Origin of the sequence: Iningainema tapete BLCC-T55, assembly GCF_014698965.1 — a bacterium.
Taxonomy (GTDB): Bacteria; Cyanobacteriota; Cyanobacteriia; order Cyanobacteriales; family Nostocaceae; genus Iningainema; species Iningainema tapete.
In genome coordinates this window covers 77,358-91,980 of sequence record NZ_JACXAE010000048.1, presented here as the reverse complement: position 1 = coordinate 91,980, position 14,623 = coordinate 77,358, and the positions used below count along the sequence as shown (strand labels likewise).

The following is a 14,623-nucleotide window of genomic DNA, read 5'->3' as shown; positions in this document are numbered from 1 at the left end:
ACGGCACATACTCACAAAAATAACACCCCTGTTCAGGAGTGTCGAGGAAAACTATATTACTTAAAAAAGCAGTATAATTACGGTTGTATTACTTGTTAAACCGCAATATCTTTATGTTGCGTTTCTTCACAAGATAATCTTTTCTTTCGCCGTAAACTAAGCCTGTTGTGTAATTTTTAGTCATCAAGTTGACTTTGTACATCAGAAAACTTGAGCTGCCTTGATGAATGAAACACAGTGAGAATATTTACCTCATCATTGCTTACCACCAGATACACAATACGATAGCTGCCAAAGATAATCTCTCGAATATCTTCTTGACTGATTTCTGGTACTACACGCCCTGAGTGAGGAAACTTTTCTAGACGTTCTATTGCTTGAAATGCTCGTTATACAAATAACTGAGCAAACGAGGGTGAGTCTCTTGCTATAAAATCACCAATTGCTTCTAAATCATCTAAAACCTGAGAAGTCCAATTTACTAACGCCATGTCTTCATCCGTTTTTTGGCTTCTTCGTGTGACATGGTATTACCAACCTCGACTTGCTTTAAGCCTTGATCGATTTTGTATAGGAAATAAAGACGCTCCATCACTTCCTCAAAAGTAAAGTCTTGCGGCATTTCTTCCATTGCCTTAATCACTTTAGATTTTACAGTAGTATCTGCCATAATTGAGCCTTGCTTGGTTAAATTTTACAAAGCGCAGGGAGTTTATCGGCGCTTAAGTCGATTTTAACCGTAGTTCCATCGTAATCGAGTTTGAAGGATTTGATCCTGAAATTCAGGTTTTGCTCTCGTTCCCACACTCGGCGTGGGAACGTCGTGTCAGAGGCTCTGCCTCGACTAATAACTGTGGAGGCGGAGCCGCCAAGATGGCATTCCCAGCCGGAGGCTGGGAACGAGGGGGAGACAGAGGTGGCACTCTACACGTTGAAGCGGAATAACATTACATCGCCTTCCTTGACGATATATTCTTTGCCTTCAGAGCGAACTAATCCTTTTTCTTTCGCACCATTCATTGAGCCTGCCGTGACTAAATCATTGTAAGCAACAGTTTCGGCACGAATAAATCCGCGTTCAAAATCACTGTGAATTACACCTGCTGCTTGTGGGGCTGACATACCTGCGTGAATCGTCCAAGCACGGGTTTCTTTTTCCCCAGAAGTGAAATAAGTCCGTAAACCTAATAGTTCGTAAGTAGCGCGAATCAAAGATTTCAAACCACCTTCTTCCACTCCTAAAGATGCCAAGAAATCAGCTCGATCTTCCTCTGGTAATTCAACTAATTCTGATTCCACTTGAGCAGAAACTATCACCACTTGTGCATTTTCTTGGGCAGCAACTTGCCGAACTTTTTCCACAAATGCATTACCCGTCGCCAAATCATCTTCAGATACATTGGCAGCGTAAATAATTGGTTTAGCCGTGAGCAATCCCAATCCTTTAATCACTGCGGCTTCTTCTTCTGTTAAACTAACCTGCCTAACCGATTTACCCTCATTCAACGCAGCCGTTAATTTTTCCAACACTGCTACTTCAAACTGTGCATCTTTACTAGTACGAGCTTGTTTGCGAGTGCGCTCCACTCGTCGCTCAATTTGTGACAAATCAGCCAAAGCAAGCTCTAAATTGATAGTTTCAATATCCTGTACAGGATCAACCGCACCAGCAACGTGGATAATATCATCATTTTCAAAACAACGCACCACATGAACGATCGCATCAACTTCGCGGATGTGGGACAAAAATTGATTACCCAATCCCTCACCCTGACTAGCACCTTTCACCAACCCGGCAATATCCACAAACTCAACACGCGCTGGGATAATTTGTGCCGAGCCGGAAATCTTCGATAGAACATTCAATCGTTCATCCGGCACAGAGACAACGCCGACATTCGGTTCAATCGTACAAAAAGGAAAGTTAGCAGCTTCAGCTTTGGCGTTAGCAACCAAGGCGTTGAATAAGGTAGATTTTCCGACGTTGGGGAGTCCGACAATTCCGGCTCGTAGCATTTTAGATTTTAGATTTTAGATTTTGGATTCTAAATTATGGTAGCTCAGCTAGGTCAAACAGGTTGAGGAATCGGTTGAGGAATCGGAGCAGGTACAGGCTGAGGAATCGGAGCAGGTACAGGTTCAGGAACCGGACTCGGTACAGGCTCAGGACTTGGTAATGGACTCGGTTCCGGATTAGGAATCGAAGGCTCAGGAATAGGACCAGGAGTAGGATAAATCATAATCAATCTAACTTTATCATTCAACCCTACTAACCTAAAAGACAACCGCAGTTGCGAACATCCCTCCAAAAGACTATACTATCATCCTCCTCATCCCCTCTTCCTCCTTGGCGTTCTTGGCGTTCTTGGCGGTTCACATTCTTCAAAATGCTCAACCAAAACCAAACACCCCTACTCAACACCATCAAAACCTGCACCCAACATCCCCACGCCCCCTTCTACACCCCAGGACATAAACGGGGACAAGGAATCTCCCAACCCCTAGCAGACACTTTCGGCTCAGCAGTATTTCGCGCCGACTTAACAGAACTAGCAGAACTAGATAACCTCTTCGCACCAAACGGCGTCATTCACCAAGCCCAACAACTAGCAGCCGAAGCCTTCGGTGCAGCACAAACTTGGTTTCTTGTCAACGGTTCCACCTGTGGAATAGAAGCAGCAATCCTCGCTACATGTCGCACAGGAGATAAAATCATTCTGCCGCGCAACGTCCACTCCAGTGCAATAGCAGGTTTAATTCTCTCAGGAGCCATCCCAATTTTCGTGAATCCAGAATACGATCCAATTTTAGACATCGCCCACAGTATCACACCCAACGCCGTAAAAGCAGCATTAGAACAACATCCAGACGCCAAAGCAGTAATGATGGTTTATCCTACATACTACGGTATTTGTGGAGATGTCAGTGCGATCGCATCCCTTGCCCACCAATACAACATCCCCTTACTTGTAGATGAAGCACACGGCGCACACTTCGCCTTTCATCCTGAACTACCAACCTCAGCCCTCGCCGCAGGTGCTGATTTAAGCGTACAATCCATCCATAAAACACTTAGTGCCATGACACAGGCATCCATGTTGCACGTTCAAGGTGACAGAATAGATCGCGATCGCATCAGTAAAGCCTTACAACTTGTCCAGTCTACCAGCCCCAGTTATGTACTTTTAGCTACCTTAGATGCCGCACGTCAACAAATGGCACTACACGGTAAAGAGTTGATGTCTCGCACATTGCAACTTGCCGACGAAGCCAGAACCCGTATCAGCCAAATTCCCGGATTATCAGTTGTAGATAGCCCCCCGAACATCGGGGGGTTGGGGGGTTCAAGCTTTATGACTTTAGACAAAACACGCTTAACCGTCACAGTATCTGGCTTAGGATTAACTGGCTTTGCCGCCGATGAAATTCTTAACGACAAGCTAGGTGTTACTGCGGAATTTCCATCGCTTCGACATCTCACCTTTATCATTAGTTTGGGCAATACCCAAGAGGATATTGAGCAATTAGTGCAAGCTTTTATTACTCTTGCTACCCCACCCCCTAACCCCCTCCCCGTAAACGGGGAGGGGAAAGACTTGAAAATACTGAAGCCTTTGTGGGATGATTTGTTTATGATGGTTCATTCTATGGGTATTTCGCCTCGTGAAGCTTTTTTTGCCACAACAGAAACATTGCCTTTAGAAAAGACGTGCAATCGCATCTGCGCTGAAATAGTCTGTCCCTATCCGCCGGGAATTCCCGTTTTAATGCCAGGAGAAATCATCACCAAATCCGCTTTAGACTACCTCAGACAAATCCAAGTCATGGGTGGATTTATCAGTGGGTGTACGGATGCTAGCCTTAAAACTTTAAAAGTTGTGTAAATTGTATTGCTTGCTCTTGGCAGCAAAATACTTCTTGTGCTGTCTGTTGTGGGGTGGGCATCCGGAGCGCCCTATTAAACCATAGCCAAGTTAGCTTCCGGTTCTTCTTCTAACTCATAACCATTAGCCAACTGCTCGATCGCACGATCGATCAAGTCAACTCCTTGCTGCACCGTTTCAATCACGCTTAACTGCCCGCGTAAATCAGCAGCACCAACGAAGCCTTTAGCATACCATGTCATATGCTTACGTGCTTGACGCACACCGCGATCGCCTTTATATTCATACAAAGCTTGTAAATGTTCTCTAGCACATTCCAAACGCTGAATAGGAGTAGGAGGCGGTAAAACTTTCCCAGTTTTGAGGAAATAATCAACTTCTCCCACCAAAAACGGATAACCCAAAGTTCCACGGGAACACATTACTCCATCAGCACCAGTTTGTTCCAAACACTTCACCGCCGCTTCAACCGAGAAAATATCCCCATTGCCAATCACCGGGATCGAAAGAATTTCCTTCACACGCGCAATCCATTCCCAGCGAGCATTACCATTGTAACCTTGAGCGCGGGTACGTCCGTGTACCGTAATCATTTGCGCTCCAGCATCCTGCATCCGCTTGGCAAAATCAAGAATAGTAATTTCCTTGTCGTTCCAACCAATACGGGTTTTCACTGTTACTGGTACACTTACAGCCTTTACAACTTCCCTAACAATTGCCTCTGCCACTTCCGGCTGACGCAACAATGAAGAGCCACCACCATTTTTGGTAATTTTATTTACAGGGCAACCCATATTAATATCAACAGTATCTGCCCCTTCTGCAACCGCTTTCACCGCTGCTTCGGCAAGAAAATCTGGACGACAGTCAAACAACTGGATACTAATTGGTCTTTCATTGGGATCTACCTCCATAATTTTGGGCAACTTTTTAACATAGTGCAACCCAGTCGCATTCACCATCTCCGTATACATCATCGACTCTGGCGCATAGCGACGCACCAAACGACGAAATACCATATCAGTCACTCCAGACAAAGGCGACTGGAGAACCCGACTTTTCACCTCAAAGTTGCCAATTTTTAATGGAGTCGAGAGTCGAGCAAAGAAATTAGGAGACAGCGAAAGCATAAATCACGGGTAGGCGGCATACAAACTTCTCTATTTTATTCCTAATTCTTGACGGCAAACACCACAAAAGCGTTACGGTTCACCCCAATAGGCGCGAGTATTAATTCTCATACATTAGACACAGAGAAAACAAATCAATCAATGAATCGTCTAAACAAATTTTAATGTCTAACCGTCCCGACTAGGTTCGGAAAACCACCCTACAAGGACTGGCTATACAGTCTCAGTATATATAACAGAAAGCCAGACCAAAGGAATTTGTGCAGAACTGGCTGCTTTATAAACCAGTAAGTACATTCATTAGCCCTTATTGTCTCACTCATTTGTAGTTATACGGACCCAGGATTAACAATGGCAAAAGTAGTAGGAATTGACTTAGGTACGACGAACTCCTGCGTGGCAGTAATGGAAGGTGGAAAACCTACAGTTATTGCGAACGCAGAAGGATTTCGGACAACACCTTCAGTAGTTGCCTTTGCGAAAAATGGCGATCGCTTGGTAGGACAAATTGCTAAACGCCAAGCGGTAATGAACCCCGAAAATACCTTTTACTCTGTAAAACGCTTCATTGGACGTCGCTTTGACGAAGTTACCCACGAAGCTACAGAAGTTTCTTACAAAGTTCTGCGTGACGGCAATGGCAACGTCAAAGTAGATTGTCCTACTTTGAAAAAACAGTTTGCCCCAGAAGAAATTTCTGCACAAGTTCTGCGCAAGCTAGTTGAAGACGCCAGCAAATATATCGGTGAACCTGTTACCCAAGCTGTAATTACCGTTCCTGCTTACTTTAACGACTCCCAACGCCAAGCGACCAAAGACGCTGGTAAAATTGCTGGGATTGAAGTACTGCGGATCATCAACGAACCAACTGCCGCTTCTCTAGCATACGGCTTTGACAAGAAAAACAACGAAACCATATTGGTTTTTGACCTTGGTGGTGGTACTTTTGACGTTTCAATTCTCGAAGTAGGCGACGGTGTATTTGAAGTGTTAGCTACATCAGGTGATACTCACCTTGGTGGTGACGACTTCGATAAGAAAATCGTTGATTACTTAGCAGAACAATTCAGAAAAGAAAATGGTATTGATCTGCGCAAAGACAAGCAAGCTTTACAACGTTTAACAGAAGCCGCAGAAAAAGCCAAAATTGAACTTTCTAGCGTTACTCAAGCAGAAATCAACCTGCCATTTATTACCGCTACCCAGGATGGTCCTAAGCACCTAGATACGACACTAACACGTACCGATTTTGAAAAACTCTGCTCCGACTTAATTGATCGCTGTCGCGTACCTGTGGAAAACGCACTCCGAGATGCCAAGTTGAGTAAGAGCGATATTGATGAAGTCGTACTCGTTGGTGGTTCTACCCGTATTCCCGCAGTGCAACAGGTAGTAAAGCAGGTGTTAGGTAAAGATCCTAACCAAAGCGTTAACCCTGATGAAGTTGTGGCAGTTGGTGCAGCAATTCAAGCTGGTGTACTTGCTGGTGATGTTACTGGTATCTTGTTGTTAGATGTAACACCACTATCTTTAGGTGTAGAAACCTTGGGTGGTGTCATGACCAAGATTATTCCTCGTAACACCACTATTCCTACCAAGAAGTCAGAAGTATTCTCTACCGCTGTGGATGGTCAAACCAACGTGGAAATTCACGTCCTCCAAGGTGAGCGCGAAATGTCTGGCGATAATAAGAGCTTGGGAACTTTCCGCCTTGATGGTATTCCTCCTGCACCACGCGGTGTGCCTCAAATTGAAGTAACCTTTGATATTGACGCTAACGGTATCCTCAACGTTACTGCTAAGGACAAAGGTACTGGTAAGGAACAGTCCATCAGCATCACTGGTGCTTCTACCTTGGATAAATCTGATGTTGAGCGGATGGTAAGAGAAGCAGAACAAAACGCTTCTACTGACAAAGAACGTCGCGAGAAGATTGATCGTAAGAACCAAGCCGATTCCTTGGCTTACCAAGCTGAAAAGCAAATCCAAGAATTGGGCGATAAAGTCCAAGATGCTGACAAGACTAAAGTTGAAGGTTTGGTGAAAGATTTGCGCGATGCTATCTCTAAAGAAGATGATGAGCAAATCAAGAAGGTAATGCCAGAACTACAACAAGCACTCTTCGCAATTGGCAGCAACATCTATCAACAAGCTGGTGGCGGTGCTGCTCCTGGTGATACCACTGATGGTAGCGGTAGTGGTACTTCTTCCCCCAGTGGTGATGATGTAATTGATGCTGATTTTACTGAGTCCAAGTAATATTACGTAAAATGGATTGGGAATTGGGAGGAGTAGTACCCAGTACCCAATCCCCAATACCCAATACCCAATGCCCAATAAATCCCCGTTCAGAAATATTCTGGATGGGGATTGTTTTGCTTAAACATTGGGAACACTAACTTTAGTAGTTAAGTGTTCACTAACACCAGTGTTTAATCATTATGCAACAGATTCAACGGTTTCAGCCGATTAAATGGTGGCTTTGGATTGCAGTTATCCTGTCCCTTCCTTGTGGGGCAGGAATATGGGGAGTAACTCAATTAATGCATTTGCCCGAACTTCCTGACTGTCTCTCTGAATTTTGGTCAAAAGATTCTACAGCTACAGTTTTTTACTGTGCGACAACCTTTGCTCTTGAGCAAGATGCAGATAAGTTGTACAAGGCAATAGAGTTGGTGAATGCAATACCAGCAGATCATCCTCAGCGTCAGATGAGCGATCGCATGATTGAACAATGGTCCCAAGCACTTTTAAATTTAGGTGAAAATACTTTTCAGCAAGGAAACATAGACAAGGCTGTAAATATAGCCAAAATGATTCCGGATAATGTTTCAGCTCATCAATTGGCTAATAACCGAATTAAACAATGGAAGTCCATTTGGTCAAAAGCCGAAAATATCTACAAAACAGCATCTAATCACGTGACAGATGAAGATGAACGAGATAACTCTTATGTAGCATTAACTGAAGCTAAGAAACTATTGAGAGTAGGGAATGAATTCTGGGCTACAACCAAATATCAGGAATTAGTACATTACATTCAAGATATTAAAGAAAAAAAAGAAGAACCGAAAGCGCAACAAGAAAAAAAACATATTGAAACTACCAAAGTGACAGAAACACTTAACTCGTGGGATAAAGAACAAGAAACTCAAGACATAGCTCAACTTAATAAAGCTCGTCAGCTTGCAAATTCAGGGAAAATCGAAGATCTTAGAGAAGCAATTCATGAAGCAAGCATGATTATTTCCAATCGCTATTATGAAGAAGCACAAAAATTCATTGCTACTACTAGAAGCCAGATTGATATAGCCGATGATCGTTACTCTCTTCAGCAAGCTAACGAACTTGCTAGTAACAACGACGTATTATCTCTACAAATGGCAATTAATGAAGCTAGTTTAATTAGCAAAGAACGTCCACTACATCAAGAAGCAAATGAACATATAGAGCAATGGAAGGGGAAAATATTAAAGTTAGAGAAAGAAAGCAAATTTAAACGTATCAACAAATCCCCATCTAAAAATTTACAAATTAATAATTCATTAGATAATCAGCAGTTAAATACGCAAACAACAATATCAGAATTAGAAGATCAATATTTGCAAAGTGTTGAACCGTAGAGACGCCCCGGTGGGGCGTCTTTACAGAAATTAGGAGTTATAATTCATCCCATACACACCCAAAACCGTCATATTGTATCTTCAGTATGATGCAAATTTGATTAACTTTTTTTATTTTGGGCATATACTGCTTACTCACTGATTAATCTAAAATTCACTCGTCAGAAAATGCCCTACCCACAAACACCTTGGACACTCCAAGGCTACGCTATCCAAACTCTACACTTAATTAACATTAACCGCGTGCGCCACCTGATTCCACCAGAGTTAGAAATTATCTCTGTATTGCCCGGTAAAACTTTCGGTGGAGTATACTTATCTTACTACGGAAGTGGTTCAGTCCTAGAGTATAGCGAATTGATTGTCATTCCAGCGTTTGTTAGGTATCAAGGGAAAATTGGTGGTTGGGTTTCCCACATATATGTAGATAGTGCTAATTCTGTAGCTGGTGGGAGAGAAATTTGGGGACTACCAAAAGAATTAGCTCAGTTTACTTGGGAAAAAGAGCTTGTGACTGTGCGTCAAGAAAACCAAGTATTGTGTAGCTTGAATTACAAGCAGCAAACGTTGGCGTGGCGACAGTGGTTTGCTGGATCTAGTTTTAGTATGAAGGATGCAAATATACTATTGTTCTCAGCTGAATTAAATTCTCGTTTGGGTTTAATCGGTTCCAATTTAGAAATCCCTACTGAAAGTCCTTTTTCTGAAATAGGTTTAGGTAAACCTTTGTTAACTATTCGCTGTGAGGAAATGAGTTTGCGGGTTGATGCGCCACAAGTTGTAGGACAAAACGCACCAGAATTGGCAAAAATATAAGAGTGGCGATCGAGGAGGCTCAGATCCCCGACTTCTGAAAGAAGTCGGGGATCAAGTTGTTTACTACATTAGCAAAAAATAAATTATTGATCTTGTGGGCTGGGCATCCTTGCTCTTCCCCTAGCTAAGAGCAAGGATGCCTGCTTCCACAAGAAGTAAATAGAATTGAGTTCAGCAATTACAAACTAGTTGCAGAAACTTGTTTGAGTTTGTAGTCAGAGCCTAGCTTATTGGCACAAAAACCTAGAGATTCTTGTGTTTGATTTGGCTGGATGACTCGTGCTGATTCGGCAGGAGTGACTACGTACTCAGATCCTTGCTTACTATAGCTGAAATTCCAGTTGTTATTGATCTGCGCCTGCGACATTTGGAATTTCAATTGCCAGTTTCGAGTACTTGTGTTACCTCGGTTAGTAACGCGAAAATTGACGCAGAAACCAGTTTGCCAATCAGACTGGTAGATAGTCTCTGCTAGCAATGAGGTTCCTACAGGATTGTTTGTGGGACTTGGTGTTGGAGTGGGGGTTGCAGTGGGAGTGGGAGTTGGTGTTGCAGTTGGTGTGGGAGTTGGTGTTGCAGTGGGTGTGGGAGTCGGTTTTGAACCAATGTGTTTGCTCAGCGGTATCAACTGTGGGCGATCGCTACTCCCAACAGGCTCTAGTGTGAAGATATATTCACCCCACCAAGGGCCTGCTGCCCAGTATGTCCAGCCCAACCAGACATCAGCATTGTTGTCGATATAGCTGAGCATGTTGTCGAGAGCAGCATAGCAAGTATCATTGCGTCCACCGCCAAACTCGCCCAGAAAGCCGCGTTTGCCATTTTGCCTGAGCCAATTTGTAAAATCGACTAGCTTTTGCGCACCTATTGTCGTGCTAGTACATTGATCGGAAGTACCAGAAAAGTCGCCGTCCAAATACTGGTGAGCATCAAAAGCATAGTTATTGCCAGGATCTGTAATCCCAAGCATCACAGTAGCGTTGGGTGTACCATACCAAGACTGATACCAGCTATGAGCGCCAGTCCAAGCGTTGCCTGGAACAAGAATCAAATTAGTAGCTCCAGTATCGCGAATAGCTTTAATTGCGGCGTTAGCATCGTCACGCCAAAGCTCCGTTGGCATGTTATTTGGCTCATTCATCAAACCAAATATCACCCGATTATTATTTTTGTAAAGGGTTGCTAATTTGCTCCAAAAGTCAGCAAAAGCACTGACTGGTACATCCTGCCCGATGACTTTGCCATAATATCGAGCATAATTGTGCGGATCGAGAATAACTGAAGCTCCAATGCTAGTAGCGTAGTTAACAAAGTCGTTAATACGAGCTTGTTCATCAGCATTAAAGTTGCCGAACTGTTCATTTTGCAGTCGCTCCCACCGAAATGGTAGGCGAAAGACACTCATGCCTTTGCCAACAAAATAATCAACCTCGGCACGGGTAGGGTAAGTGTAATTGACGTTATAAGTACCAGGTAGGGAGCCTTCGCCAAAGTCAGCACCAGCAAGGTTAACACCAGTGTATGCAACAGATGCTGCGTTTGCTACACTAATGAGATGAGGACTGTGTGTCAAAACTATGAGTAAGAGAACCGCCGCAGCACTAATCCATACACGCGATCTTCTTGCTTTGATACCTAAGTAGTTGATGATTGCCATCAACCTAAGATGAATGTGTCTAATCCGCATAACTGTTTTTACCTTGAGTAAATGGTTGCGGATAGATGACCTGGTAATTTTTAGAACATCCGTTCTAGGGGATTGATTTCTTCACGGGATGGTCTTTAACCAATTAACACATTACCACAGTTGTGAATATTTTTACGATGACTAAAAATTTAATTACGAAGATTGCTATATATATATTTTCCTAAAGTAAAATTAATGCGATCGCTTAAATCAAATAAGTTTTCCAAAACGTGTAATTGTAAAACTAGTTACACGCTTTGGAAAGCCTATGCTCAAATTACTTTACAAAGCCGTAAAAGTAATTTGATCGGCATCGAATTGCCTCACCAAAGTCAACACTCCTGTTCTCGGATCGAGGGTGAACAGAGAATTAACTTCTTGATAATTAGGATTGGCAAGCGCATAGAATTCACCAGATGGAGAGATAGTTAAGCTCAACAAGCCATTTCCTAAAGGTTTGTTGTTAAAGGTTAATGGCACTGTTGTGCTAATCCCGCTGCCAACGTTAAATTGTGCTAAAGTTGCTGTACCTTCTCTTCCAGTCGTGACAATGTAAATTGTTCCATCTGGGGATTGAGCCAGAGTACCGTAACCTCTGGTTGGATCTAGTCTAGGTAGACCAGAGCTAGCACCTGAAATTACATTGCCTGTGGTACGATCAATAGTTGCCAATTCAAAAGGTAATACGCTTGCATTTGTACTAATTAAACCAATCAGGCTGTTTGCTCTGGTTGCCACTAAACTTTCAACCGTACTATTATTATTGGGAAATCCTGAAAGTCTCACACTAGTTGGAGATTGAGAGGAGTTAGGATTCGTAAAAACCAACCTTGTAGCAACGCCATCATCTGTAGATGATACAACAGTACTGACTAAGATGCCATCGGATTGGTTAGTCAGACTAGTTAACCGCTCTTCTATCGACTCAACTGGTGTTAGTGTTGGTGTCAGATTAATTGGCGCATTTTGGTTGCTAACAGTCGTAGTTGGAATTGGAAGAGTAGCAATCGTGCTACCCGTTGCTACGTTGGTAGAAAACAGGGTTAATTCTGGTGTAGTATTAACTACATTTGTCACTGATGAGACATCTTCAATAGTGCGAGGACCACTACCACTGCTAAAGCGTATACCAAAAAGATTAGCAGGTGATTGAGCAACTGCTTTAGTTCCCAGGTTGGCGATCGCAGCTGTGGCGGCACTGGCTAGAGCTAACTGTCCAAATCTTCTACGTCTAATTCTCAGATTCATAACTTACATTCCTAATTACTTAAAAATGGATTGCCGATATTTTTAAGGCACAATAATGTTTGCGCTGGGAGTTACAGGTCTAGCGCCCATACTGGCAAAGACATTGACAGCTATTTGCTTGGCACGATTATCTTCGCGAGGTCCATCAACACCATCACTGTCTAGTCCCCACATCCACTGAATTGAGCCGGTAGAAAACACCTTAGCACCACTGGGTGCAGTGTAGCGAACTGCATGTGCGATTCGGGGGTCAGTGTTAGCTGGAAAACCTTCAAGATCAGTAGCATCTAAATCAGATGCTGCTCCCGGAAATTGCGACTCACCCAGAATAACCAGTCCGTTTGGAGATGCATTTGCGTTGATTCTATCCCATTCAAAACCCACTAACCTACTCAGCCGATCGTTGTCGTTCAGTCCAGTGTTGGCATAGTAAGGATCGCTGCTATTTTTAACAACAAAATCGAACCCTGCGTAGACAACATCTTCATCACCAACATACATCACCCCTAGTAAGGCGCTTTCCGGACGATTATTCAGTTGGCTACGAAACTTATCTGTGGGTTCACTTGCTGTAGCTGCTTGTTTGTAACAAACCATCACTCGGTTGGGCTGCCCATTAATAGTGCTGTTCTCAAAACGCACACGCCAATAGGCAGTATTCGCTGAGAAAAACGCCAAATTGACTCCAGCATCACGAGCTTGCTCAACATAATCACGCTGTTCTTTCGACCAGTACTCATCATGTCCAACTGACAAGAATACTTTGTGCTTGAGTAGCAACTGTGAGTTAGAGTGAACATCCACGTTAGTAACGTAGGATACGTTATAACCTTGAGACTCCAACCACCGCATCATGTTGTATTCCCAACGTAGTAAGGTATTGAACTCACCTGTTTCAGTTGTCGTTTCTGAGAATGGGCGATCGTAGGAAACCTTAACAGCTCTTTGCTGATTAGTACTATTAAATGGATACAAGCTGTAACGACTGCCCACAGGACCAAAGTTGCTATAAGCCAGAAAGGTGTTAAAACTACTTTGGAATAATATATCAGAAGTGCTGCTATCGTCGCGGACTACAAACCACACCTGTGACTGCTTACCAGTTCTACTGTCAGTTAGTTTGGCAATGTACAAACCACTAGTCCAGTCAGAGCCGACGGCTAAAGTGTAGGAAGTTGACCAGTTACACTCTACAAGTCTGGTAGTACGGTTAGTAACTCTACAAGCTCTTTGCGTAATTCCATTGAGAGCGCCACTACTCAATACCAGCCTACCGCCGCTGCCTCCGTAGTAGCCCAAGCGGTAGACATCAATAGTAAACTGTCCAGGTTGTGCAAGAGAAACTTTGATGGCTAAAGAACCCCCTTTATTTACACTCGTTGCTCCCGCATAACCTGCAATTTCATCATAAGCTTGATTGGTAATCCTCCAGTTTGTCGTGCCTGGTTTTTGGTTTTCTATAGAAATGGCATTAGAACTCTGCGGCGGCGTACTAGAGGCAACAAATACTATGTCGCGGAAATAGTTGCTGTTCTGGTAGGAATTGGTTGGGAAAGTACCTGAATTACCGTATACTCCATTATTATTGTCAGCGACTGTTCTGAGATCTCCGTTCACAACAGAGTTTGTCAACGCACCGTTGTATGTGACAGCGAAGAAGCCATTGGTATTAACGGTAACTACATAGGTGGTGTTTGCTTGAATGTTGACAGGAGTGCTAAGTGCGGCTTGTTGCCAACCGGAAGCTGTTTCCCCAGTGAAATTAACACTAGCCAGGATAGTACCTGTTGATGACCAGATTCTACCTACATGTGAGCCAGTTTCACTAGCTGCTTTCCAATAACGAATTGCCGTAATTTGACCTGCTCTACTACTTTGAAATTTCAGACCTAATTCGTAAGGAACTCCATCTGTATCATTTGGCACAGCTGGTGTTTGAGTTGTAAATATAGTTTGATTTGCTGGTGGTTGAGCTTGAGCTATAAGTATTTCTGGCGCTAAATCCCTAGTCATGGAAAACTCCTGATAGTCAAGGTTTTTAACTAGAAAACTGCCTGATAGTCACTTAATAAGGAAAAAGTAAAAAGAAAATTTTTCTTTACTACTCTATATTTAACTAGAAAACTGTTCACTGGTAACTAAACAACGCAAAAATTAAAATTTCGCGGAGGAAAATGCAAATCAACATTAGACATAGGCGTGAAAAAGAATGTAGAGACGCGAAATTTCGCGTCT

14 protein-coding genes are annotated in these 14,623 nt (G+C 43.2%); 5 read left to right on the top strand and 9 right to left on the bottom strand.

Translation table 11 applies throughout. The features are described from left to right. Positions 1-176: 176 nt before the first annotated feature. Genes ICL16_RS47690 through ICL16_RS13120 form a run of 3 tightly spaced genes read right to left on the bottom strand, consistent with a single transcriptional unit; the run spans position 177 to position 670 of the window. Complete coding sequence (locus ICL16_RS47690; RefSeq protein ID WP_420485274.1) at positions 177-374, bottom strand: type II toxin-antitoxin system RelE/ParE family toxin; 198 nt, start codon at positions 372-374, stop codon at positions 177-179. A gap of 15 nt (positions 375-389) precedes the next feature. Then, on the bottom strand, positions 390-491 hold the full coding sequence (locus ICL16_RS44815; protein WP_202895530.1) for a type II toxin-antitoxin system RelE/ParE family toxin: 102 nt from the start codon (positions 489-491) through the stop codon (positions 390-392). Continuing rightward, positions 482-670, bottom strand: coding sequence for a hypothetical protein (locus ICL16_RS13120; protein WP_190828237.1), 189 nt, complete (start codon positions 668-670; stop codon positions 482-484). Before ICL16_RS13120 ends, ICL16_RS44815 begins: the two co-directional genes overlap by 10 nt. A 119-nt stretch (positions 671-789) precedes the next feature. Between ICL16_RS13120 and ICL16_RS13115 the strand changes: the two genes are divergently transcribed. Then, on the top strand, positions 790-945 hold the full coding sequence (locus ICL16_RS13115) for a hypothetical protein (protein WP_190828235.1): 156 nt from the start codon (positions 790-792) through the stop codon (positions 943-945). Here ICL16_RS13115 and ychF read toward each other — a convergent pair. Both ychF and ICL16_RS13105 read right to left on the bottom strand, forming a co-directional pair. Further along, positions 925-2,016, bottom strand: a complete 1,092-nt coding sequence (gene ychF / locus ICL16_RS13110; protein ID WP_190828233.1) for a redox-regulated ATPase YchF — start codon at positions 2,014-2,016, stop codon at positions 925-927. The genes ICL16_RS13115 and ychF overlap by 21 nt on opposite strands. Before the next feature lie 53 nt (positions 2,017-2,069). After that, a complete protein-coding gene (locus ICL16_RS13105) occupies positions 2,070-2,240 on the bottom strand; it encodes a hypothetical protein (protein WP_190828226.1) in 171 nt (56 codons plus the stop codon). 147 nt (positions 2,241-2,387) lie between these two features. On the opposite strand from ICL16_RS13105, the gene ICL16_RS13100 reads away from it, so the two are divergent. Then, positions 2,388-3,884 (top strand): aminotransferase class I/II-fold pyridoxal phosphate-dependent enzyme, encoded by a 1,497-nt coding sequence (locus ICL16_RS13100; protein WP_190828223.1) that lies wholly within the window; start codon positions 2,388-2,390, stop codon positions 3,882-3,884. Positions 3,885-3,958: 74 nt separating this feature from the next. Here the strand turns inward: ICL16_RS13100 and dusB are convergent, their stop codons facing one another. Beyond that, positions 3,959-5,014: a tRNA dihydrouridine synthase DusB gene (gene dusB / locus ICL16_RS13095; protein ID WP_190828220.1), complete on the bottom strand. Its 1,056-nt coding sequence runs from the start codon at positions 5,012-5,014 to the stop codon at positions 3,959-3,961. 351 nt (positions 5,015-5,365) lie between these two features. On the opposite strand from dusB, the gene dnaK reads away from it, so the two are divergent. From dnaK to ICL16_RS13080, 3 genes are all read left to right on the top strand, one after another. Then, on the top strand, positions 5,366-7,273 hold the full coding sequence (dnaK, locus tag ICL16_RS13090) for a molecular chaperone DnaK (protein WP_190828218.1): 1,908 nt from the start codon (positions 5,366-5,368) through the stop codon (positions 7,271-7,273). Between the two features lie 284 nt (positions 7,274-7,557). Further along, positions 7,558-8,637, top strand: coding sequence for a hypothetical protein (locus ICL16_RS13085; RefSeq protein ID WP_190828209.1), 1,080 nt, complete (start codon positions 7,558-7,560; stop codon positions 8,635-8,637). Between the two features lie 168 nt (positions 8,638-8,805). Continuing rightward, a complete protein-coding gene (locus tag ICL16_RS13080) occupies positions 8,806-9,453 on the top strand; it encodes an acetoacetate decarboxylase family protein (RefSeq protein WP_190828206.1) in 648 nt (215 codons plus the stop codon). A 178-nt stretch (positions 9,454-9,631) separates the two neighbouring features. On the opposite strand, the gene ICL16_RS13075 is transcribed toward ICL16_RS13080, so the two are convergent. The 3 genes from ICL16_RS13075 to ICL16_RS13065 all read right to left on the bottom strand — a co-directional run bounded on the left by ICL16_RS13075 (position 9,632) and on the right by ICL16_RS13065 (position 14,401). Next, a complete protein-coding gene (locus ICL16_RS13075; protein ID WP_190828205.1) occupies positions 9,632-11,140 on the bottom strand; it encodes a cellulase family glycosylhydrolase in 1,509 nt (502 codons plus the stop codon). A gap of 282 nt (positions 11,141-11,422) precedes the next feature. Further along, a complete protein-coding gene (locus tag ICL16_RS13070; protein WP_190828202.1) occupies positions 11,423-12,388 on the bottom strand; it encodes a hypothetical protein in 966 nt (321 codons plus the stop codon). Between the two features lie 42 nt (positions 12,389-12,430). Beyond that, positions 12,431-14,401, bottom strand: coding sequence for a DUF4082 domain-containing protein (locus tag ICL16_RS13065; RefSeq protein WP_190828200.1), 1,971 nt, complete (start codon positions 14,399-14,401; stop codon positions 12,431-12,433). Positions 14,402-14,623: the final 222 nt, after the last annotated feature.